This window comes from Vibrio sp. VPAP30 (genome assembly GCF_001188205.1).
GTDB classification, from domain to species: domain Bacteria; phylum Pseudomonadota; class Gammaproteobacteria; order Enterobacterales; family Vibrionaceae; genus Vibrio; species Vibrio bivalvicida.
The window spans coordinates 410095-433907 of sequence record NZ_LBLS01000043.1 but is presented as its reverse complement, the minus strand read 5'-3'; the positions used below and the strand labels follow the sequence as shown (position 1 = coordinate 433907).

Below are 23813 nucleotides of genomic sequence, written 5' to 3'. Positions count from 1 at the left end.
TATCCCTTATTCTTCTTTAGCGCCTTGGTCTTGGCCAATGCTCAATTCATCCAATAGTTTCTTTCTCGCTTCTTCGTCTTGAAGCACTGCCGCAATTTTCTTACGGAACGCAGGAACGTTACCTAGAGGGCCTTTTAATGCAACCAAGGCTTCACGTAGTTCAAGCAAGCTGTTAAGTTCAGGAACGCTTTTAGCAATCGCTTCTGGCGAGAAATCTTTCATGTTTGTGAATGTTAAATCTACGCCAATCTGAGCGCCTTCTTCATCTGAAAGCTGGTTTGGAACGTTTGCTTTAACATTTGGAGCATACCCTTCAAGCACTTCATTAAAGTTGTCCTTGTCGATATTAATCGGAGTACGCTCTTCGATTGGTGTTTCATCTGCACGCGCAGTAAAATCCCCTACAACCATCATGCTCAGCGGCAGTTCTACGTCTTCTTGCGCATCACCTGTTGCTGGAACATAACGGATATTAATTCGCTCTTTAGGAGCCACCGAGCCATCACGTGACATATTTAGTTCCTTATCTAACTTTGTAATTAGTCATAAATTGCTTGCCACTCTTCGTATTTCGCAGGTAGAAGGTCTTTGGTTCGGTATAACTGTTTAAGTGTTTTGCGAAATAGGTCTTCCAATTGCGACGATAAGTGGGGTTCCCAGCTAGCAAGATCAAATTCCTTTTGCACCTCCCACCCTTTCTCAAGGTATGGTAAACACAAGGGGTATAACCCGACAGACTGGTAAGCTGCTATCAGTTGTAAATACAGCATAAACTGACCTCTTCCTGAGCTATCTAACTCAAGTTTGCGGGCCAGTTCTGCAGCACGTTCCCCTAGATTATCTAGGGTGATATCCTCCATCAGCGATGAGTCTTCTTCGGTGATAACAACCGTCTGAACTATCGGTTGAGAGCACGATGAATCAGCAACTTGAGTAGACAACCAACTTATTGTCGCTTCATCTGCAAATGGTATAGAATTTTTGAATTTTAGATGTTCGATGCCTTCGAGTGACTCAACGAAACGTTTCACCTCTTGCTTTACCGCAGCAGAGGCCTCATCGAAACCAAGATTAGTCAACATCGAGTAGACCATGTAATGGCCAGTCAACCAGAATGGCGCATCTGTGAGGGTTCTCTCTAGACGCTTGATCGTATCAATATCACTCTCTTGAAGAGCTTTATCACGATATTCCGCTTGTTGATCTGTTGAAACTGCAAGACTTAAAGGAGTCTCGAAGTTTTGATGATCCGGCAAGCCATCAATATCATCCCAAGTCAAATGACGGTAGATGCGATAAGCGAGTGGATCACTGGCATCTGAGCCAATCATTACTTCCGCCACTTTTTTCAAAGTACGCTTAGAAGCCGATGGTGATGTAAAATCGGTATCAACGTCGACTTGTTTAATCGCAGGTTTGTTTGTGGCGACTGTAGCCGAGTCTGACTGCTTACTTGTCGGCGCGGGTGCCGTTTTCGCATTTTCTACCGAGGGTACAGATTCATGCGCCGTGGGATTGAGCGGCACCGCCTGTGGAGCTTGTTCAATCTGATCGGATGAACCTTGAGAGTCATCTACGGCTTGCTGAGATAACACATTCAGCTGAGTACGGATTTCGAAAAAATCCGCTTCTGAATCATGAAACACGTCATCGAACTGCCTTTGCACTTCTTCAATTGCCGTAACACAAGCCGAAACCAGATCCCACGGTTGAGGCTCCTCAGCTAATTTGCTGCATTGCAACTTAAACTGATGGTTAAGCCACTCAACCGCACCATCTCTTCCTCGTTTCCGAGTTGGGTACAGATCTGAACCAAATCTATTTAACGACTCATTAAGCAGCATTAAGCCTTGCTTGAGTCCTTGCAATCCGCTCTCTTCACTTAGTGCTCGAACAAGATAGCATAGTGCCTTAAGGTCTTTGCTATGTCTTTCAAGGACCTCGGTTGCATGAGTTTTAACTATCTTCCAGTCGACTGTTTCGCCAAATAGAGAGCCGAACTTTTTGACCTCAGCTTCCATCATTTCATAGCAAAACTCGTAACGGGCATCTTCTCCTGCTGGAGAAGAGTCTGAAATCGGAGCGAGCAACTTTTCTGAATCAATCGTCGACATAATTAACTTCTAACCTCAGAGAAATAGTCTTTCAGCGCGTTATCGACTGCTAACGCTCCTCTGGCAGGTTGGGAAATCTGATGTCCTTTATCAATTGATTCCTTCGCCATATTGTTCAAGACTTCAATGATTTCACTGAATGTCTTTGGTGCGTTCGTTTCTAAGTCTACTAACGAGTCATGCAGTCGTTGCTGGTCAAAAATAGATTGTTCCGTGACCGTACTAAACAAAATAAATTCACTTCTAGCCACAATCAGGTCTTTAACTTTTTGGTTTAGCTCGGGCGTTCGACCAAAAAATGCTATCGCCGCTTCAGCCTGAGTAATAGCTTTCGTGTAGTAGTGCTCTTTTGCATACTGCTCAATTGAGCTATTGAGCTATTGAGCTTCGAAAGTACATTTGCAGGTAATACCTGACTATAGAAATACGCTTCTGATTGGTTGAGCAACCAAGCCGCTTTAAGCTCTTCATCCGCAAGCTTTGCTTCTCCATTCAGAATCAGATTAGTCAGTTGCTGCTCTTTACTGCCTGATAAAGCGGATAATTTCAAAGCGTTAATTGAAGCCGTATTAAGCCCTGCCATTACCGCAGTCAACGTCTTGTCGGCATAAGGGAACAAAGCGCCATCATTAACCAGTTTCTGCTTGAGATTGACTAGGTCTTTGCGCAAATCAACCAGTTCTTTGGGTAAATCGTCGGCCAGAAGTTGATAAGAGTGCAATTCAGATTGGTTACTCTTATACAGCTTGGAGAGTTTCATCTGCTGAACTTGATACGCTTCTCGATAAGGCGCCGTCGTAACAACATTCTTCTCCATATCATTGAGTGAAAACTCGATATCCCAAGGTGATTGAGCCAGAAACGAAGCAGTTTGAGCTGGTTTAATTACACTAACGACTTCATTGGAGGACTGAGCGGGATTGATGATAGATTTCCACTCCGGTTGACTCTGGTTGTACAAATAGCTGCCGGTAATTACGGCAACACTCAACACCAAACTCGCTTCCAATATTTTGAAACGCCCGTACCCTAAACGTTCATAAGGTTTGCGGTGAGTCAGCAACAGGTCAGCATTTCTCAGGCTACTAAAAATCGGTGCATTCGACTTTGAGTCAATCGCTTGAGTGTCTATACGGGCAACTTGCTGTGCAAAAGAGATAGCCGTGTAGCCATGCCCCCTTGGGTTGTTGATGACTTCTTTGAGCAGTTTCCAGATATGATTTGGGATAAGTGGGACGCGCTTGCGCTCTTTCAGTTGTTTGTGCCAAGCATCACCAAAAATAGCCCCCAAAAATAGGTGGCCTGTTAGCAAAGCTAACGAATAAACATCATCTTGTGGTTCTGTCGTCCCTGATTCTAGGTAAAGCGGAGATGCATAGCTCAAACTTGCTTCAGAGTATGATTCTGACTCACCAATGTAGCGGGCAGCTCCAAAATCAATCAACTTTACATAGTCGCCTTCACTTACCAGAACATTCGAAGGCTTGATATCGAGATGACAAATTCCTCTGGTATGCATGAACTCGAGTGCACCTGCCAGTTGGTAAACCAACCAAGCAATGTGATCGTGGCGGAAACCCTTGGTAGAATAGCGCTCCATCTTTTCAGCTAAGGATTCGCCCTGAATCCACTCATACATCAAATAAGGCCGCTCAAATTCATTTCCGACTTTGATAAATTCAGCCACACTAGGATGTTGAGAAATCTCTAGTCTACTGGCTTCATTAATCAGCATCTTAGTTGCTATGTCTGAGGCATCTTCATTGACGACCTTGCAACAGATCTGTTTCTCAGGCTGACCTTTTTTGGCAAGATGGTAAACCGTTGTCCTACCATTTTTCGATGGCAGTGTGTCTAGCACATCAAATTGTGAAAAAAGAACGTATTCAAGCTTTGGCTTATTCTTATTCGCCAATCTTTGTTCGTTCTGTTTTTTTCTCTCAATCGCTTTTACAACCAACTGATCAATATATCCTTTGGCTGCTCCCTGCTTATCAGACACTCTGCACTCTTTAATCGAAAAATATTATTAAGCGCAGATAATATTTGCTGACATATCTCAGTTTCAAGGCTGGTATTAAAAACGAACAGTACGCCTATTAATTTAGTTATTATTACTAGCTAATCTGCGTCTTTAACTTACGCTTTAACTATGTAGATTACGTAGTTTTAATAGCAATAATACCAACCCGATAAATTGGCATTATTGCAATTGTATATTTGGCGCAAATTTACTCAACAGGCTAGCAATTGAAGTATTGCTTTGTCGCCATCTGGGCCAAACATCATAAGCGTGGTAGGTTGATTAAAATGGTGGTTCTTTACTGCGTAAGCAATTAATGCTGGCGAGGAGCAACTACCCATAGTTCCCCACAATTCATTGATCAAGTGAGGTTGCTGAGGTTGAATAAAGCGCTCTGCTTTCGCCCCCAAAGCAAACCCATAATCTTCAGTATGCGCTCGCAGGTTAGACATATCCGAGTACACTTCGCCAAATGAATCAATCTGCTGACTCGCGCGCTGGACAAGGCGGTACATGCCTCTACGATCAGTAGCGCCTAATTCAATATCTAAGTAACCTAGTTTTGCTTTAGGTTTTAGCTTGAGTGTCTCAATGATGTTTCTCCGACAAACAATCAAGCCAGCCCCACCTTCACTAGGGATAATGCCCCATGGGTTACTAGTACTCATCACCTTGCCATCTTTGATTAGATCACCCAGTGACTCGACTAAAGAATCAACCGAAATACACATCATTGCATCATTATCATCTAGGGACTTCATCGCTTTAAGTACAAAGCTTGCTCCACTTGAATGCACAACATCAATTTTAGAAATGAAGTCAGAATAAGTACTTTCACCTATCCATTCCTGCACCTTTACTAGGGAAACCTCGTTAGGGACTGCGATAATTAACGGTATAGGCTTTAGCGATTGTGGTAATTGTTCCAGTAACGAGCTAAGTATGTAGCCAGACAGCTGACAAGTTTTGTCGAGTAGTGTTTGTGCTTCGGTATAATCAATTTTCGCATACGTAAAGCGTTCAATACCATCGTCTCCCTCCAGTTGCTCAAACCTGGCGAGATCCGCTTTTGCAACAGTTTGAGCTATTTCCAGATTCATACCTGTCGGGGTAATCACTTCCATCCCAAGTACATAACGAGCAGTGGACCCATTCATATCCCTAGCCTTCCTGTTGTTTAACTATTGAGGTAGATACCAACAAGTGTTCTTTGTCCTGACATAAAAAAGACGCGTTGTAACTCATTGATATTGTTTTATCTTCCGTATTTATAAATAGGCTATAAATGGACATTGGTGCTTGATAGGTCTCGTCTTGAAACTTCGCGACTGCAACGTACCTGTCTTTAGGAATGCGAAATGAGATCGTGTCATCATGACAAAATCCGCTCATCATTAAGCGTTCACCACCAGCAAGGTGACCTTTGCACTGCTGATCTTGCGGGGCACTCTGATAGAACTGTTGGCTGAAGTCTATAGGTAACAATGGCTTACGATTTTCGACCCAGTTCTCATCAAACGTGCCTGCCAGCTTTTGGCGAGCCTCAAAAAAAGGCGGTAACGGACCAAAACCAGCTACACGGATCTTCGAGCTAGTCGCACTCCATTCTTCCTTAGGATAGAACACCGAGGGTACTTTCTGTTTAAGTAACTCTTCAGTTGATCCCGCAATACCTCCACCTAGCCGGTTGCGAATGTCGCCACCAATTGCACAAGAATAATCGATATCTTTTTCAACAAAAGGGATAGGTTTGCTTAAGGTAACGCTACCACCATGTTCAACCCAAATACGATCTCCGTGAATAGATAAGGTTTTATCGATATGGCCATCAATCAGCACTCGACATTCCTGATAGATCACTGGTTTTTTGGCGTAGCTTCTCGCCTTGCCAAAAACCAATACATCAGTGTTCTTTTTGGTGTAGGCAAACTCGTGGTCAACCTTCATGGCGGAAAACCCGGGTTCGCCCAAATACTGCGGATCATCAAAGACTTCGCTTTGTTCCAATTCGCACCAACCACTTCCATCCAATTGCCAGGTTCGTTTGCCTACTACAACCCAAACTTCATTCCCTTGTTCATCACGTTGAAATCGACCTTTCAAAGTGACTTCGGAATGCGGTTCAATGTCCCATAACTGCATTGGTGCTCCTTAAGTTGAATCGCTCACTCACCGAAGGCGTTACTTTAAAATTACGGAAATTCCAATCTTGTTGATGAACAGGCATCACCATGTTCCAAGGAATGTAAGCTCTTGATTGGATGCATAGCTGTCGCCACATCCACTGGCGGAATGTGAAGCCAATATTAGGGTCTTGCATTGCCGTCAGTGTCGTGTCGAAATTCAACGCGTAACCGAGCCTACTTGGTAAGTTTTGTATATGCTTGTCTTGAGCAACCCAATCACTCAACAAATCGTGCGCTTGTTGTCGATCGTAATCAATGCCAAAGTTTTGCGGCTTAATCGGAAGTTGAGAACCATAAACGACATATAGAGCCTGAAGCCAAATTTCGTACTGATGGTCATCAAAGTGTTGTAGATTCTCCATCACTATTGGCACTAATTTGCAGTCTCCACTTAATGCAAAGTCGATAGGTGCCAGTGATGACTCAATATCAAACTCCATAAACTCTTTGATCTCGAGAAGTTTGGCGAACGTTTTGGTTTTTGATGAGGAGATATGCTTAGCTTCAGTGCCAAAGTACCTACGAAACCAGGTGCTTCTATCACCTTTGGTAATTAACCGTTCAAATAGATACTGGTCACCTTGCGCATTTTCGCTAAGCCAACTAACCCCTTCTTCCACATCATTTAGTGCGAGTGTAGGGCAAGCCAGTTCTGCGTTGATTCTCCCTGCTTTGTACCAATGCTTAACCAATCCAACGCTCAAAGTCTGACGTAAGCGCAAACACTCAAAATAGAGAGAGGCTGATTTTGCCTGTCCTTCTATAAGCTCCGCCAATACGTTATCTAGTGAAGAAAGTGACGAGTGAGTAACGATTAGTGTCGCTGTCGTTGTATCAAGCTCATCAAGATAGCGTACGCCACTAAGCAGGTTATCTAGCTCATCACCAAACTCGTGTTGAAACATCAGCCATGCATAGATGCCAGGCTCGACATCCTTTTGTTGATGTATTAAGCCAGGTGCCAATCGATAAAAAGACAAGTAAACTTGCTTGAGCTCATCAATTTGTCGCTCAATTAAGTTCAAGTAGGTATTGTCTCGACTTGGGTAGCCCTGTTTATGTATCTGTACTCGCTGCCTAAGAAGAAATCCTAGGCTCTCTGAGGCCAACAACAGCTTTTCATTGCAAAAGCTTAGCCACCTATCAGACAAGGCTGAAAGCGCATCGATAGTTCGCTCTGAATTTTCTAGCGCAGTATCAATTTGTTGGCTCGTAATGGGAGCATTAAGGTGCTCAGCACCGATTCTTTGTCGCATCTACCTTTCCGTATTTAGCGCCAATAACACCATGGCTATCAGTTAATCGCTATCGTCCCACCCTGAATTTTCTGGGCTTTTTCCGCTTGAGAAGTCACATATTTGGCTTTGGTTGTAATTCGGCCATCACGTCCACTGTAGCGTGTTTGCGTGTCACCACTTTTGACGATTAACTCTTGCTCTGTCTCTATCACCATCTTTTTAGCCCGCAAGGTAAACTCTTCTGATTCATCAAGAATCGAAAAAAAAATGTCTGTCACCAAGGGCAAACTTAGATCATCATTCAAAAATTCAATGCGACAGCTCAGTTGATTATCAATCGCCATTTGCAATTCACTGCTACGAAAAGCCCGACCTAATCGCGCAGTCAGTGGTTGATTGAACGGATTTCCCTCAAACTCCACTCGAACACTATTCGTTGATTGGTTGATTGCCACTATGGTACCAAAACGAGAAAAGCAAGCCGTTGATTCGGCTTGCTGTTCCGTGATGGTTTGTACTTGAATACTGTGTTTTTCCATCATTAATTGATCGCTACGTTGCCACCCTTCACCACAACTTTGTCACTACCTTCAATAGTGATTGCAGATCCCGTTAGTTTAATTGAACCATCACTATTCATGACTAAAGAAGAGCCACCTGTTTTTAGTACTATCTTCTCACCGCTGATTATCTGTGTTGCACCATCGGCTTTATACGAAGTATTGCCTTTCACTGAAACGGTTAAGTTACCACCCACCGTTTGGTTGTCATCAGCGCCAACGTCAGAGTTTTTAGAAGCACCAACGTTTAAATTGCTGTTCTCTCCGACATCTAGGTCGTCGTTCTTACCAATTTTGGTAGTACGGTTGTCTCCGATTTCTAAGTCAGAGTTATTCTTCACATATTGAGTTTCGTTGGCGTTGTATGTCACCTTGACATCTTGCTCAACGGTTTCAGTAAAGGTGCTGTTAACCTGAGTCGTTTTATGACCATCAATCGTTTCTTTATGATCACCGTGCACATCATTGGTCTGGTGTCGCGCAACTTTTAGAAACTCGTCTTGGCCTATATCTCGATAACGGTTGTTAAGTACCTTTGTCGACATATCCTTTTGAGCATGGATATAGACTTCTTCCTGATTCGCTTCGTCTTCAAAACTCAGCTCGTTATACCCAGCCCCTTTATGCGTCTGAGTACGGAATGTGGTACGTGTTTTGTTCTCAGGCAAAGAATACGGAGGAAAATGAAGACCATTGTACACAGCACCCGTGACTAGTGGTCGGTCTGGATCGCCCTCTAAGAAGGTTACAACAACTTCGTGTCCAATACGCGGCAGATATACCGCGCCCCAGGTTGGCGCAGCCATAGACTGACTAACCCGAATCCAGCAACTTGAATGCTCGTCATTGTCACCGTATCGATCCCAGTGGAATTGTACCTTTATGCGACCGAGCTTATCGGTGTAGATCTCTTCACCAGCAGGGCCAACAACTACCGCTGTTTGTGGGCCATCAACTATTGGGGCAGAGAGTTTTGGAGCTTTGAACACCACGTCACGTGGAATACATGCAAAATGGTTGTAATATGTTGTCGGCATACCACTTGTCTCATCTTCATGGACTTGTGGATCTTGCCCGGTATGAACAACAGACAGCATGATGTAATCACGGTTTATTTCCGAGCGAGGATGCTCACCAATGTTAAAGCTATAACCTGACGCTAAACGCATCACATCACTGCTCGCTTCCACCTGCTGGTTGTCTACAATATGTTCAGACATCCACTCTGTTGTTCTCACCTGGCCCATGGCTGGGTCGAAGTAACGTCCCGGATAGTCAAATTGCTTAAGATCTTGGTCCAAATCACCGGCATTGGTCATTTCTTGAGGAATTTTAGGGTGTTCGTAGTTGTAGTCGGTATATGTTACCTGACCCGTACGTACCCTATTCACTAGCTCAAGATCGGTAATATGTTCTCTATCTGCGACACCACCACCATCGGCATGATAGACAACTGGGCCTAAGTAAGATGAGTTCAACGGGGTGCTTAACAGCGGAGCGATAGCATCGTTGCTATCGACAATAACCATAGTGTGATTGGTTTCAGTATGCTCAAAATAGTACCACATACCGTGTTCTGCCATAATTCGCTGTACGAAATGAAGGTCAGACTCACGATACTGCAAAACGTATTCTTTAGCAGGATAAATACCCGATAGTTCAAGGCGATAATCTGTAACTGAGCCATCATCTAGAACTTCAGCAATAATATCTGACGCCGATTTCTGCTGGAAAATGCGGCAATCTTGACGCTGCGATAAGAACCAAGCTTGTGGTACTAACACTAACTGGTAGCGCGAGAACCGACGACCAGAACCTAGGTAGCGCACTTCATTGACGACACCATTAAAAACACGAGCAGCTCCAACCCCTTGACCATAAAGGGTTAACGAACCTGCTTTGCGAATTAGCGTATCGAATGAAATATCTGGATCAAGTGAAAGTAATGAGAGACTGATGTGAAAAGGTTTGGATAGTTCTTCAGTTACCTGAAAACTTTCGACCCGAAATTCATGCCCACATCCAGGCACTTCAAATTTAAATTCTACGTCATTCACCATATCTTTTACCTGATACAAATAATGGAATTAGGGCCAACATACGTTGGCCCTGAATCTTTACACGAAAAGCGATTAAGCTTCGCGTGGAGCACGCCAGTCGTCGTTACCCGCTGTACCACAGTTTTCGTGAGTAACTTCAATTGCGCGGTAAGTGAACTTAAGCACTTCTTCAGTCACACGGTCAGCAGTTGCTGCGTCTTGACAGTGGTTCATACGAGTTTGAACATCAACTAGTAGTGCATCAATCAGTTTGATTGAGTAGTAATGCTCTTGCTTACCTTGAACTGATGTACGGTAGAAACGGATTACACACTCAGGTAGCTTCTCGCCAGACACTAGCGCGTTGAATAGAAGCGGAGAAGAACGGTCTTGTACTTTAGTTACAACTACTGGGCGGTGTACACGTTGACCTGTAGGCTGGCCACTTTGTGGGTCACGTGGAACAGTTAGCACGTGGTCAAGCTCTTGCACTAGGAACTCATCAACGTGAGCTTCTTGCCAAGTGTTACCTACAGAATCTGCAGAGTAAGTATCTTTAGTAATGTGACCTTGAGTTTCACCGTTGATAGACATATATGCTGGAGTTGGCATCGCTATTTCCTTTTTTAAAATCTAAATTTGTTAAATCACCAAATCGCTTATCACCGCGACTGATTACTACTATTCAAACTCCATGCCAACTTCATAAGCCTTTTAAATACAAGCACTTATAAAAAACCACCATTAATATCTAGTTTGTTAATTACAACTTATTGGTTAAATAAACAAAAAATTGGAATCCAATAGTAATAAATTGACTTCATTCTCGAAAGTGAAAATAACCATTAACTTTTATTCAAATTAAGTTAATTAAACTACCACTTTAGTCAAAACAACCAGAAATATATTCATAATAACAATCACAGAGAAAATATTTTAATCAAACACCCTGTTGACCGTATTAAAGTGACCAAAAAACGCTAGGTAAAATATCACAATAAAAAAAGATAAATATCAATTTTAGTATAATGGAGGCTATTTCTTTCCTCTAACTAACAATATGACCATGATTAATATAAATCTTTCTTCATTAATTCAACGTCTACACCCAATAGCAAAAGTCGCATTAGAAGATGCTGCTGCGCTAGCGGTCTCTGAAAAAGCAAACGAAGTTCAAATTGAACATTACCTACTGAGTCTATTAGAAAGGCCAAATAGTGATTTTGACGTCTTATTAAGTCATTTTGATTGTTCTGAGAATTTATTAAGACAATCAGTTCGTTCATCTCTCGACAGCAATTCCAACGGAAACGGCAGTAAACCCGTTTTTTCTGCTTTGCTGATTGAGTGGCTTCAAGAAAGCTGGCTGGTTTCTTCTTTAGATCTTTCTGAAACACAGATCCGCTCTGGTGCTTTGCTTTTAACACTGGTCAGTAACCCTTTACGATACGGACAACACGGATACGCTTCTATTTTAGAAGCCGTAAACCCCGACAGCCTAAAGCGTAACTTTGCAGAACTGACCACTCATTCTCTTGAAGCTCAAGTGGCCACATCTGAGAATACTCAAGCTCGTGAAGATGGCTCTGCATTGAGCAAGTTCACCACTGATTTCACAGGTAAAGCGCGTAAAGGCGAAATCGATCCTGTTTTCTGTCGTGACCAAGAAATTCGTCAAATCGTTGATATTCTTGCGCGTCGCCGTAAAAACAACCCAATAGCGGTAGGTGAACCGGGTGTAGGTAAAACCGCTGTAGTAGAAGGTTTAGCACTTAAAATCGTCCAAGGCGATGTGCCAGACAACCTAAAAGGCGTTGAACTTTACGGCCTTGATATGGGGCTTCTTCAAGCGGGCGCAAGCGTAAAAGGCGAATTTGAAAAGCGCTTAAATGCAGTGTTAGATGAAGTAAAAAACTCGCCAACACCAATCATCTTGTTTATTGATGAAGCACACACACTTGTTGGTGGTGGTAATCAGGCAGGTGGAAGCGATGCGGCAAACTTACTAAAACCTGCGCTAGCGCGTGGCGAAGTAAAGACTATTGCTGCAACAACATGGTCTGAGTACAAGAAGTACTTTGAAAAAGATCCAGCGTTGGCGCGTCGTTTCCAACTTGTTAAGCTTGATGAGCCTTCTCCAGAACAAGCGGCTTTGATCATTCGTGGTCTGCGCCCTGCGTATGAGAAATCGCATAACGTTTACGTTCGTGACGATGCGATCACCGCAGCGGCAGCGCTTTCTGCTCGTTATATCTCTGGCCGTCAACTACCAGACAAAGCCATTGACGTGTTAGATACGGCATGTGCACGAGTCAACATCAGCCTGAATGCCATTCCCGCTTCTGTAGAAACACTTCAGCAAGAGCTAGCAGCTCAGCAGCGCGAACTTGAAGCGCTTGAACGTGACGCACTGCAACAAACTGGCGACAAGCACAGTCTTGCTAACATTCCAGATCTAAAACTGGCGATGGACGCAACAAAAGAAGAATTAGCAGAGCAAGAAACACAATGGCACAAAGAGAAAGAGCAAATCCAAGAGATGATTGCCCTGCGATCTCGCCTTCATGCACTGGTTAGTGGTGAATCTGAACAAGAGGAAATAGCGGCTGATGAAGAGTCAGAGGCTGAGCTAGAAGTTTCTCCATACGCAGAAATGGATGAAGAAGCGGTTCGCATTGCTATTTCAGCCTGCCAAGAACAGCTGGAAGCGATCCGTGGTGGTAACCCGCTTGTTCACTTTGAAGTGGGCCCAGATGAAGTAAGCCATGTTATTTCAGATTGGACGGGTATCCCTATGGGTAAGATGCTTCAAGACGAAGCAGAAACCACACTCAAGCTAAAAGACAGCCTAACTCAAGCCATTAAAGGCCAAGAGTTTGCCATCGATGCCCTTTCAGAAGGAATTCAAACCGCCAAAGCTGGCCTAGGTAACCCAGATGCACCAACTGGTGTGTTCCTGCTTGTAGGTCCAAGCGGCGTAGGTAAAACTGAAACTGCGCGTGCGATTGCCGACCAAATGTTTGGTGGTGAGCGCTTTATGACCACCATTAACATGTCGGAATTCCAAGAGAAGCACACGGTATCTCGCCTGATTGGCTCACCTCCGGGCTACGTAGGTTACGGTGAAGGTGGTATGCTGACAGAAGCCGTTCGTCAACGCCCTTACTCTGTGGTTCTGCTCGATGAAGTCGAAAAAGCAGATCCTGAAGTTCTTAACTTGTTCTATCAAGTGTTCGACAAGGGTACGTTGAACGACGGTGAAGGTCGTACTATCGACTTTAAGAACACACTGATCATCATGACCAGTAACCTCGCTACACATGAAATTGAGTCTTTGGTTCATCAGTCGAAAGACATCGATGCCAATATCATTGCTGAAGCGATTCGTCCTACGTTGAACCAGCATTTCAAACCAGCGCTGTTGGCCCGCATGTCTGTATTGCCATTCGTACCACTGTCTGATGAAGCGATGACAGAAATCATTCATCACAAACTAAATAAAGTCTCTGAGCGTCTACAAAGCCACCATAAGTTGTCTTTGAGCTACGAAGAGAGTTTAGTTGAGTTCGTATTAGGTAACTGTCGCCTTGCTGAAACCGGTGCACGTAACATTGATGCAGTAATTAACCGCCAGTTGCTGCCTCAGCTATCTACTCAGTTGCTGGTGCACGACAAGGATGATTCACACACGCAAATCGCAGTCTCTGTCGATGAGCAAGGAACTCTCACCTATGCGTTCAGCTAACCATAGCGAACTAAGCAACGCACTACTTGCGATCAGCCAGTCTTTGGCTGATCGCAGCCAGTTAACTCAAACATTAGATGCCGTCTTAACTGCCGCGAGGCAAATGACCTTCGCCAAGCACGGTATCATTTATGTTTTGGACCAAACTGGACAGGCGTTGATTCCGAGTACTGCTCATCACAGTGATAAAACGATTGTCTCTCACCCTTGGGATGCACTTCAGCTTGATTCTGCCAGTGAAAACGACCCGTTTAACTTTGCAATTCGCAATGGTGAAGTGGTGTTAATCAATGAACTGTACAAGTACAACGGCTACGACTGTGACAGTATCTACCAGGCAGAGCAAACGCTAGGATTAAAGAGCGAAAACCTACTCGCCTGGCCACTTATCGACAGTGAAAGTAAAACTATTGGCCTGTTGGTATTAATGGATTTAAGCGTTATTGATAATGAAGCCGCGCTGACGGAGTTTTGTCGCATGGCAGCGAGCAATATTCGCCAAGCGGTGTGGTTAGAGCAGTACGGCCAAGTCATTAAGAACCTAAGTGCAGATAACCAGGCTTTGGTGCGTGAGAACACTCAACTTAAAAAGCGTACTCAGAAAACCTATCAAGGGCCGATTGCAGAGAGCGATGAAATGCTTAACGTGCTGGCTCGACTTGATAAAGTGTTATCGCTACCTGTCGATGTACTCTTACGCGGAGAAACAGGTGCAGGTAAAGAGGTGATCGCCAAGTACATTCACGATAACTCCAATCGCGCAGAGCAGCCCTTGATTGTGCAAAACTGTGCTGCGATTCCAGAACAATTATTGGAATCAGAGCTGTTCGGCCATAAAAAAGGCTCTTTCACAGGAGCGGACAAAGACAAGGTTGGCCTGTTTGAAGCAGCAAACGGCGGCACGCTTTTCTTGGATGAGATTGGCGACATGCCAATGCTATTGCAAGCCAAGCTGCTCCGTGTTCTGCAAGAACGTAAAGTTCGCCCTGTGGGTGCTAGCAAAGAGATTGAAGTGGATGTTCGTGTTATCGCAGCGACGCACTGTAATCTAATGCAGCAAATCAAAGATGGCGGGTTCCGTGCCGACTTGTTTTACCGCTTAAATGTGTTCCCGATTACCTTGCCACCACTGAGGGCACGTAAGTCGGATATCATTCCACTTGCGGAGCACTTCGTTCAGCACACCACCAACACGCTAGGTTTACCACAAGCGCCTGGGCTAAGTGCCAACGTTCGTAAGCAGCTTCTGGCCTACACATACCCTGGTAACGTGCGTGAGCTGAAGAACATCATCGAGCGTTCTGTTCTGCTGTCTGATTTCGAAACCATTACTCATATTGAATTTGGTGAGCAAATCCCAGAAGAACTGCCAAGCATCGAAGTTAAAGCGGAAGCCCCTGCTCTAGCTCAACCTTCTCACGAGCCGACACCAGTTGACTCAGAAGATAATGCTTTAGGTCTTAAGGAAGTGGTCAGCCAATATGAGCGCACTGTCATCTTAGACTGCCTAAATGCTTGTAACTGGCACACCAAGCGCGCTGCTGAGCAACTCTCTTTACCTTTAAGCACTCTTAACCACAAAATGAAGAAATACGATATTTCTGCTGCGGGTTGATGGGGAAACGGGAAAATTTTAGCTTCTGTTTTAATTGATAAGAAAAGAAAAACCGCCCGAAGGCGGTTTTTTATTTGCTTGAAATCCAATCATTTATCAGTTTTAGTTGTGCATCAGTTATTCTTGAAGGTTTCGCTTCACCCGCTTCTAACCATTTTAAAATTGGCTTAATGTCCGAATACGTTTTACCGTACTTTTCTGCTATTCCTCTTTTCACATAAAGAGCGTCTTTTTCCTCAATTTGGAAAATTTCTTCGGCAGCTTGAATGTGCTTTTCATTACATGAGAACCATGTTTCGGGAATGTTCTCTCGGTCAACAGAATGAAGATTTAGCTTTAGCTCGTCCGACTGAGCATTTAACCCGGAACCGGTAGGGCCAATGAGTTCAAGTTGAAGATCAATAAATTCATGGAAATTATCAACTAAATTCTCAACTCTCTTAAATGGTTTAAGCCCGGCAACTTTTGTACCCAATGCATTGACATATTCAGGCTTAAAGATCTGAGCATAAATATCCGTTTTCTGGCTTAATCCAACAAAGTTGGTTATGGCATGACTTTTAAGTTCATCCGAATTCATTCTTGAATAATATTGACGCAAGGTCTCAAGCTGGTTGGAAAGCTCGGATTTTAATGACGCTCCATTCTTTTGTGAGGTCATTACATCAAACTGCCATTCATCATCTATTTCAAGAATAGTGCCTATTCGGTATAACTCCTTTTTACCCAAAGCGAAATGAGTTCCACCTGATACACCAGGTAGAAAATCAATATTGTTTGTAAGCTCAACCTCTCTCAATTTGGCCTCAACACCTATCACTTTACCCGGAGCAAATCCCATATTAGTAAATTGAGTATCAGCACAGTGCGTCGTTTTAACTACAGCTAAGCAATTAACCCACTTACTCCAATCAAAACCCTTAACTTCTTTTTTATAGTACCGTTTAAAATCAGAGTATTCGCCTCCAATGCCTCTTTGCATTATATGGAGTTCAACGATCGGGTCATCAAATACTTTAGGGAAACTACCTTGGTCTGCATCCGGTTTTGGCGCTGATAGGAAACTTTCTGAAACTAACAAGTGATCAGCATGCCTAACATCCTTATTTTTACCAAATTGATAAAGTCGAGAAGGACTTAATGAAAGATTGAATGTAGAAATCCCCCATGTCCCCCAAAAGTTATAATCAATAGGTTCAAATGAATCATTAACCCCTTTGATGCCCGCCAGATACTCATAATCTAGAGGCAACTCACCGGAGCGTAATTCTCTATTTTCCTCTTTAAATAGATGGCTCAAATACATGTATTTCGTCGAGTCTAACGGAATCCACGGTCTTGTACCTTTAATTTTATTGGCACCAAAAACAAAAGACGGTTCGATAATGACGCCCCAAGTTTCATCATCAGATTGCTGGCTAAGAAGCGCTTTTTCCTTAGAAGTTAACCTTAACTTATCGACTATAGGCTTAATATCTCGCAGGTACTCTGAACTTTTATTAACGATTTTTGAGCGTTTTAGCACAGCATCTGTTAAATCTGAGTAATTCGACCAATTCCAGCGAGCCTGAACCTCAATTCCTACTCGATGCAATAAGCGACGCTTTTCTTCAGATAACGACTCTACAGCTTCCTTAGCCAAGACGACGATAATCCTGACCTCATCAAATGGTGACAAAGATCCATTCTCTTCTAGGAACTCATCCATTGCTATCCAGTCTTTAGGTGCGCCGTCACGAGATGTTTTAACCGATATAGACTGTTTAGCCCCTTTGTATAAGGCCTCAAGTTCCTCGCTATCAAATGGTATCTGAAACATTTTGACGAGCGAATTAATCTTAGAAGATGCCATGTAGTGAATTGGGCTGTATTCCATAAATGGTCTAGGGCTTTCACTACCCTCAGCGTCCGAGTACCAATCGCTTAACCGTCTGCCCGCTATACTTGCACCAAGCTGCGCATAAGCAGAATAAGTACTGGCTTTTAGGAGTGATAACTCGGCTTTTGCATAGTCCGAATCCATAAAGAACTCATCAAGATGAACCATGCCAAACCCATTCTCATTGAGTTGCCACTGATCGTTGAGCAGAAACTGTTTAATGTAATCATTGATATGCGTTAACGAAACGTTGGTCTTTTCACCTGACATCTCCTGATAGTTTCGTTCAAGTAATAATCGACTCAAACCATTAAGCGCGTGAGCACGTTTGTAATAGCTTGATTTCATTTCGTCAGATAGATTCTCTGAACCAAATGACAATATCTGTTCTTGAGAGACGATATTTTGGTACTGTATTTGTTCAAGATTATTGCGTAGCTTTAACGTGTCGGCATTTTCGGTGCACAAATCATAAAGATTTGAGAACGCCGCTCCTCCTTCCTTCGCAACAGTATAAATAAAGTTAGCAGAAGCCCCCAAAGGCGTTACTGAAGCGACATCAAGGGCGGTATCAAGGGCAAGTTCTATTGCATCTAAAGTGGCTTTATCAAGCTGCATCTCATTAGCAATCATCATTTGGCGGGCTTTTTCAACGACCGTTAACCCACCGCGAGAAACCGGGTAATCTAAGATTGCTTCAAAATGAAGCAGTAAGTCGACACGACGATTGCGTCGGCGTTGCTCTTCAGAATCATTTGGAACAAGCGGATATTGCTCACCTAGACCAATGGCGCGAATACACGTTTTCCAAACGGCTTGGTTAGACGTAATCCCTTCTAAAATACATTCTCGTATATAACTCGCTCGCTGTTCTGACAAATTCTGGTTGTATTCAATTGAACCACGAGAACAAGTGTAACCTTTTATAGTTATTGGAATCGGACGATGTAACTGCGCTAGTATCCCCCCCAATTTCATTAAACTCTCTTTCGCTTTAGAGTTATCTGAAACACTGCGGTCAAAAGCAAACGTTGTACTCCTCAATTCGAAGATGTGTTGCCTTTCTTGAACCTCAGTATTTACTGAAAGCTCATCGCTGCCTCCAAGACTAGGCAGTAGCTTTTTGAGTTGTTCAAGCGCCTTCGTCTCTGCGTTCAAAAGCGCCTTATCATCAATGCTGGCCAAAGACCGCATTCCAGGCTGCTGTACAGTCGCAAGGTACTCAACCACAACGGAATCAAGTTTTTTATTTGCCTTGTCGTCTTTGTTGTAAGCCTCTACTAAGTTCCCACCTTTAACAATGACATCCGCTAAGGTGTAAGCTTTACCAATCTTTTCAGCTATTTGAGTGTCTTGTAATAACTGACGCCACTGCGAAGGTACTTCAATCAAATTGATTTTATCCTTCAACTTATCAAATAAGATATTGCCTTTGTCACCGAACAAATTAATCAGATCGATTTGGCTCTGGCCAAATGCGGCTGTGTTCGCTGAAAGATCATTGGCTTTGCTCATAACAGATAAACAAGCCCCAGTAGCACCCGCAATATTTCTGATTTCGCTCTCAGCACTGCCACCAACAGAAGCTGCCGCAACCTTGGCAACGGTTTGCCAACTTAGCTTGTGTTGCATCGTTTGGGCTGCACTTTCAATGTACGCTTTATTACTTTGTACACTGTGCCATATCTGGGGAGCAATCGCGTTTTTTGGCTCACTAGCGAGTTTTTCAGGCAAATCAGTTGGGCTTTGTTTCAGTTTTTCCAGTAAATTGGGGTAAAGGTGAGGGGCTTGATTAAACAGTGCTTCCTCTACCGAGATGGGATCACCGTTCACCAAAGCACTGCGCCCAAGCGGGGTTGAGATTGGTAAGTGCAACACCCGTTCGCAAAAACTGTATTTTTTTTGAAAGTCTTTCCTTAACCAGTAAGCTGTTACATTTCTGTCCACAGTAGAGAGATCAATATCAAAACGGCAATGCTGGCTCGCCTCCTCGAGTTTAAATACCGAATCGGAAGTTACCCAAAATGTCGCGCTGTAGATGTTTTTATTCTTCCCGTCAATATCTCGAAACTCTAATGATTTGACTTTGCTCACCGCGGTTAAATTACTGCTTTCTGCATCCCCTGTAATTCGCAACTGTGAAGAAAAATTCGACAGCGTAACCGTCGCACCAACAAAGTTTGCATCAGAGAAGTGGACCACAATCGTATATTTCTGTGGTAATACAATGGCTTTTAGCGTACTCAGCTGCTTTTTCTCTATCGAGTCCTCAAGTTTACCGATAGCAGCAGCATAGTGTTTATCACTGACCTCTTTACTTGGTAATAGTTCAGAGATGGAATAATCACTTTGTTCAGAAACTTGATAATAATTTTCTAAAGGCTTAGTTTCTGCTCCCGAGATAAGCGAATTATACAAATTCGCCAGCCATTTACCGTCTTTGCCCTCCTCACTCATAAGATGAATTGGCGCTAAATAAGGCGGAAAAAATAGTAAGCGAGAGTTACCAGAGGCAAACGTTGTCACGGATGCAGGATTACCTTGCAGTGGCAAATCTTGCCCCAAATCTAATGATTCAGGCGCGTTAAAATAGGTAATTTTCCCGAGTGCGTCACTGTACAGTAACGCCGCCTTCGGTGTCGTTTGAGTTTGGTGCCCTTCGCCATCATAGCTGACAGCCCTAGTTTCACGGTCGTCTTTATGCGCGAAACACACATTACGTAATGGAAAATACCGACTATTTGGTACTGGTTCAGTGTCATCAAAAAGTTGACCCAGGAGGTAAACACCACTGACTTTAAGGTTTGATTTCGCCACGAAGTTTACTCCTTATTTGACCTGATTTGAGTCGCAACGTGTTGTCACAAAAACATTGCCTTGTTTTTCAATTTGACATGTACGTTCACATCGAAAGATATCTTCACCAGAAGAATTTTCGTAGGTTACTTTTTTGCACTTTTGTTCCTGAGATGCGAGGTAGCGAGCATAGGCTTCTTTAAACTGGGAATGACTTGGCAAGGCTGGGAATTCCTGACGTAAATCATAATCAGAAAAATGAGGCTGTAAACTCGCTGGAACATAAAGGGAAAAACCGCTGACACGATCGCCTTTCAACGGGGTTTGATATTGATACGTTAATTCATTAATTGGTGACATCTCTTCTGCTTGTCGCGCTCGATTAAGCCTAGTTAAGATAGATTCTTTTCCACTAAACACTCCAATCTGAAGTGCGTAACGACTGTCTCCAATTAATGGAGTAGACTTACTCATATCTCGAGTATTAAACGCACGATAGCCATACTTGGTGTTGCAAGTAAACGCACCACCATCCTCCCGCCAGTAGATATAATCTGCAACGGCATTGTACTTTCTCCGCTCTTCGAGTAAATAACATTCCTTAGGGTAATAACGCTCCACAGTGTAATGTTGCCAGTCGCCAACTTGATAGATGAGATTGGTTTCCTCATCGGCTCTACCCAAAACTTTTTTGCTACGTGAGGTCCTTGTCTTAACCAGAAGTTCTTTCCCATCATTTAACAGCCTTACTCTTTTAATTTTGTCATAGGCAAGATCCCCCCAATTACCTTCAAGCCATTTCTTTCTCAGTTCAGGAGAATCCGGGTTAGGTAAAGCCAACGGTAGCTCACTCATAACCATGCTGTTGGTATCAAATTCATACGCCTTACCGAGTTGCGACATGTAGGCTTTACTGCTGTCAGGCAGCCAGCCACCAAAATTACAATCACCCCCGAAGCGTTCGATTTGGCGGGTTTTAAGGTCTGCAACGACGCAACCTTTTAATGGTACGAACAACCCCATGTTAAAAAATAAGAAGCGCCCATTTGGTGAGCGCTGCGGGCGCAAGTTTTTGGTAAACCCAACTAAGCCGCCAACTTCTTCTGGGGTCAACAAGGTTTGCAGGTTACTGCCGTCTAAATTCATGGTGTATAAGCCTGCCGTCTCGCGATTTTCAGCAAGGTGAATCTGCGTGATGATTTGCGGCTTTTCTCCGGGGTTGTCCCACTGAGCCAACGGCACGGTACGTGGGTCTGCAACCTCTAATATCCAATCAGTTTTCTCTGACTTTTCACCAACAGCTAGCCCTAAGTAAGAGACTACCGTGTTTAACGCCTTGTTATATTTTTCTTGCTCCGCTTGTGCAATCGCTCTTTCATCTAACCATTGCTGAACTTGTGGGCTAAAGGCACTGCCTACCCCAACGCCCGCAATAGCAAATGCGGTCAAGCCAAATACGACTTTTTTATTCATCACTTACATTCCTAATTCTTGTTTCCACAGCGACATATATTGGCTGAGATTATCTTCTGCATTCAGCTCTTGTTCGCTGCGTTCTGGCTCGGGTTCTACCCTTTCCGCCATTTGGCTCGGAGTCGACCAATTCTGTATTTGCTCAAGAGTTAAGTCTTGAAAAACCAGTTCCGAGTGATGGGTATAACCTGGAGAGGTGATCTGTAAAGTAAATTTTCCTTTTGGGGGAAAACCACCGAGCTGCGCCGTCGCAAAATGTGGGTTTTCTTGGTCATATTGAAGCGCTTCACTCAGTACCCAATCACTTTCACTATCAGATATCACCGCATAATGAATGACAGGGGTATTAAAATCGATCAGCCCGGTTTCAACTGACAATAGAAAACCACTGTTTTTACCATCCACATAAGCGATCACGGTATTACTCTGATCGTAACTGCGTACTATGGCTTGCTGGTCGCTCAGCCATGGCATGTCGTCTTCGGTTACTTTGTGGATGGCTGCACTGTCTACATCGGAAGTGAATTCTTGTGCACTGAATGACTGTGCGTCACTGTAACTGCTTAATTCATCTAATGGCGTGCTGGATTTCTCTAGCAAAGCAGCATCCGATTCTAATGCTTCAATTTGAGCAAAGCGCTTTTGCTTTGGTGAGAAAATGATCTTGAGTCCATTTTCTCCCTGTTGGACTTCACCCGATATTTTGTAAGGTGCCCAGAAATGCGCCATGGCAAAACCGCTTGCGCTTCTTTGTATTACCTGAGGTGTGTCTTTTTTCTTTTCTTCTTGCTCTAAGGTACGGTAATACTCGACGTCAACATCTTGGTAGTAACCTTTCTCGTTTATGGCCATCTCTCGCCAAAGCTTCCCTTTCCAAAAGACATAAAGGAAACCACCACTCAGATCCGAGGCTTTTGCTTTGTCTTTACTGCCATCTAAGTAAGCCAACGGTCTCACAGGCACTAACACGTTATCCCACTCATCCATCTGAGTTTCTTTATCAACGGGTTGCATATCTTCTGCCAGTTTTAGCAAGATCGGCTGTGGTTGGTCGACACAAGGGATTTTGATGTAAAGTGTTTTACCTTCTGTTTCTAGATCTTTAAATGTCGCAAGGCTACGGTGTTTATTTTCGGTATCGGCCTTGCCTACAGTCACTTTTTCTTTTTGCTCTTCTGTCTTACCTAGCATCAAGCAGGCTGCATTGCTAGACCACTGCCCCGCAAATTCGACAACGATTTTATGATCTGGGCTTGGCTCAGAGGGAACAAAGGTGTAATTGCGGACCAAAGGCACATCGTCGGTCACTTGCTGGTAATTGGCTTTGTGTACTTTATTCTCACCTGTTCCTGCCAACGCGCTTATTCGCGACTTTAAGCGGGGCGCAGATTGTAACTGGGCGTCTGTTAGAGCGGCTCTGCGCGGCAAGATCGATAGGGCTACCCAGTGAGCGTTGGCTAATTCAGATTTCACTGCAACGAGCAGGCTGTTCGTAGAGTGTTTTGCCGATATGGAAATTTTTTCGACTAAGCCTTTAGGAAGGGCTCTTAAGATATCATCAGACTTTCTTAAACGCGAAAGCTGCCCTATACACTCATCCGGTGTAAGAACATAAGGTAGCTCGTTGGAGGATAACTTCGAGCTAAGTATAAATTTGCAAACTAATTGCATGTGAATTCTCCACAACCAACATCGTAAATATGGTTGCGGTGACATTTAAGCTGATAAGGCTTACAAGTACGATTTGGTCGCGAAATGATACTAAGTTATCTGATTAATTTCAATTAGATGCGAAGAAATGCAAAACCTGCACAATAACTAGATTAAAAGTCAAAGTAACCACACAAACCTTCATAGCAACCAAAATAATCAATGAAAACGCCCTCACTTTAACGCTATACGGCATATTTCATTGAAGTACTAAGTTTCTATTTATGAGCAGAAGGTAACAATTAACACTTATCGTAAAATGGCTAGACGCGTTGGAATTGATGTTTAAGCCATATAGCCTCCACAGCAGAGTTTTGAAGTCTATCAACGCTGCTAAAGAGGTAAGAATAAAAAGGTGAGTGTGTGAAACACTCACAAAGGTAACCTTCCAGAAGCAAGCTAGGTTTATATGCCCTATATTCGGTTACAAAATGT

Annotated in this window: 13 protein-coding genes and 1 pseudogene; 2 read left to right on the top strand and 12 right to left on the bottom strand. The window is 43.5% G+C overall.

Annotation, left to right across the window (positions count from 1 at the left end; translation table 11 throughout):
- Window positions 1–6: 6 nt before the first annotated feature.
- The 9 genes and pseudogenes from tssB to ZX61_RS22140 all read right to left on the bottom strand — a co-directional run bounded on the left by tssB (window position 7) and on the right by ZX61_RS22140 (window position 10772).
- Window positions 7–513, bottom strand: a complete 507-nt coding sequence (tssB, locus tag ZX61_RS22180; protein ID WP_049846753.1) for a type VI secretion system contractile sheath small subunit — start codon at window positions 511–513, stop codon at window positions 7–9.
- Window positions 514–539: 26 nt separating this feature from the next.
- Window positions 540–2114 carry a type VI secretion system protein TssA gene (gene tssA / locus ZX61_RS22175; RefSeq protein ID WP_049846752.1) on the bottom strand — a complete coding sequence of 525 codons (1575 nt, stop codon included), beginning with the start codon at window positions 2112–2114 and terminating at the stop codon, window positions 540–542.
- 2 nt (window positions 2115–2116) lie between these two features.
- Window positions 2117–4116 (bottom strand): annotated as a pseudogene (locus ZX61_RS22170) (serine/threonine protein kinase).
- Window positions 4117–4349: 233 nt separating this feature from the next.
- Window positions 4350–5294, bottom strand: a complete 945-nt coding sequence (locus ZX61_RS22165) for a hypothetical protein (RefSeq protein ID WP_049846751.1) — start codon at window positions 5292–5294, stop codon at window positions 4350–4352.
- 4 nt (window positions 5295–5298) lie between these two features.
- Window positions 5299–6279, bottom strand: coding sequence for a DUF2169 family type VI secretion system accessory protein (locus tag ZX61_RS22160; RefSeq protein WP_049846750.1), 981 nt, complete (start codon window positions 6277–6279; stop codon window positions 5299–5301).
- Window positions 6260–7579 carry a hypothetical protein gene (locus ZX61_RS22155; protein ID WP_049846749.1) on the bottom strand — a complete coding sequence of 440 codons (1320 nt, stop codon included), beginning with the start codon at window positions 7577–7579 and terminating at the stop codon, window positions 6260–6262. The genes ZX61_RS22160 and ZX61_RS22155 overlap by 20 nt, the downstream gene beginning before the upstream one ends.
- Window positions 7580–7617: 38 nt before the next feature.
- Window positions 7618–8103 carry a hypothetical protein gene (locus ZX61_RS22150; RefSeq protein ID WP_049846748.1) on the bottom strand — a complete coding sequence of 162 codons (486 nt, stop codon included), beginning with the start codon at window positions 8101–8103 and terminating at the stop codon, window positions 7618–7620.
- The gene (tssI, locus tag ZX61_RS22145; protein ID WP_049846747.1) at window positions 8103–10181 is read right to left on the bottom strand and encodes a type VI secretion system Vgr family protein; all 2079 of its coding nucleotides are present in this window, start codon (window positions 10179–10181) and stop codon (window positions 8103–8105) included. Before tssI ends, ZX61_RS22150 begins: the two co-directional genes overlap by 1 nt.
- A gap of 72 nt (window positions 10182–10253) precedes the next feature.
- Window positions 10254–10772, bottom strand: a complete 519-nt coding sequence (locus tag ZX61_RS22140; RefSeq protein WP_049846746.1) for an Hcp family type VI secretion system effector — start codon at window positions 10770–10772, stop codon at window positions 10254–10256.
- A gap of 454 nt (window positions 10773–11226) precedes the next feature.
- Between ZX61_RS22140 and tssH the strand changes: the two genes are divergently transcribed.
- Window positions 11227–13905, top strand: coding sequence for a type VI secretion system ATPase TssH (tssH, locus tag ZX61_RS22135; RefSeq protein WP_049847001.1), 2679 nt, complete (start codon window positions 11227–11229; stop codon window positions 13903–13905).
- The gene (locus ZX61_RS22130; RefSeq protein ID WP_049846745.1) at window positions 13892–15520 is read left to right on the top strand and encodes a sigma-54-dependent Fis family transcriptional regulator; all 1629 of its coding nucleotides are present in this window, start codon (window positions 13892–13894) and stop codon (window positions 15518–15520) included. The genes tssH and ZX61_RS22130 overlap by 14 nt, the downstream gene beginning before the upstream one ends.
- Before the next feature lie 70 nt (window positions 15521–15590).
- Here the strand turns inward: ZX61_RS22130 and ZX61_RS24610 are convergent, their stop codons facing one another.
- From ZX61_RS24610 to ZX61_RS22115, 3 genes are all read right to left on the bottom strand, one after another.
- Entirely contained in the window at window positions 15591–19952 is a 4362-nt protein-coding gene (locus tag ZX61_RS24610) for an OmpA family protein (RefSeq protein ID WP_235431371.1), read from the bottom strand.
- 276 nt (window positions 19953–20228) lie between these two features.
- Window positions 20229–21668: a hypothetical protein gene (locus ZX61_RS22120; protein WP_049846744.1), complete on the bottom strand. Its 1440-nt coding sequence runs from the start codon at window positions 21666–21668 to the stop codon at window positions 20229–20231.
- A 3-nt stretch (window positions 21669–21671) separates the two neighbouring features.
- Window positions 21672–23339 (bottom strand): hypothetical protein, encoded by a 1668-nt coding sequence (locus ZX61_RS22115; protein ID WP_049846743.1) that lies wholly within the window; start codon window positions 23337–23339, stop codon window positions 21672–21674.
- Window positions 23340–23813: the final 474 nt, after the last annotated feature.

Bases quoted from the DNA above. Each gene is read 5' to 3' on its own strand.
- tssA (WP_049846752.1), bottom strand. From the start codon at position 2,114: ATGTCGACGATTGATTCAGAAAAGTTGCTCGCTCCGATTTCAGACTCT.
- ZX61_RS22140 (WP_049846746.1), bottom strand. From the start codon at position 10,772: ATGCCAACTCCAGCATATATGTCTATCAACGGTGAAACTCAAGGTCAC.
- tssI (WP_049846747.1), bottom strand. From the start codon at position 10,181: ATGGTGAATGACGTAGAATTTAAATTTGAAGTGCCTGGATGTGGGCAT.
- tssB (WP_049846753.1), bottom strand. From the start codon at position 513: ATGTCACGTGATGGCTCGGTGGCTCCTAAAGAGCGAATTAATATCCGT.
- ZX61_RS22160 (WP_049846750.1), bottom strand. From the start codon at position 6,279: ATGCAGTTATGGGACATTGAACCGCATTCCGAAGTCACTTTGAAAGGT.
- ZX61_RS22150 (WP_049846748.1), bottom strand. From the start codon at position 8,103: ATGATGGAAAAACACAGTATTCAAGTACAAACCATCACGGAACAGCAA.
- tssH (WP_049847001.1), top strand. From the start codon at position 11,227: ATGATTAATATAAATCTTTCTTCATTAATTCAACGTCTACACCCAATA.
- ZX61_RS22165 (WP_049846751.1), bottom strand. From the start codon at position 5,294: ATGAATGGGTCCACTGCTCGTTATGTACTTGGGATGGAAGTGATTACC.
- ZX61_RS22115 (WP_049846743.1), bottom strand. From the start codon at position 23,339: ATGCAATTAGTTTGCAAATTTATACTTAGCTCGAAGTTATCCTCCAAC.
- ZX61_RS22120 (WP_049846744.1), bottom strand. From the start codon at position 21,668: ATGAATAAAAAAGTCGTATTTGGCTTGACCGCATTTGCTATTGCGGGC.
- ZX61_RS22130 (WP_049846745.1), top strand. From the start codon at position 13,892: ATGCGTTCAGCTAACCATAGCGAACTAAGCAACGCACTACTTGCGATC.
- ZX61_RS22155 (WP_049846749.1), bottom strand. From the start codon at position 7,579: ATGCGACAAAGAATCGGTGCTGAGCACCTTAATGCTCCCATTACGAGC.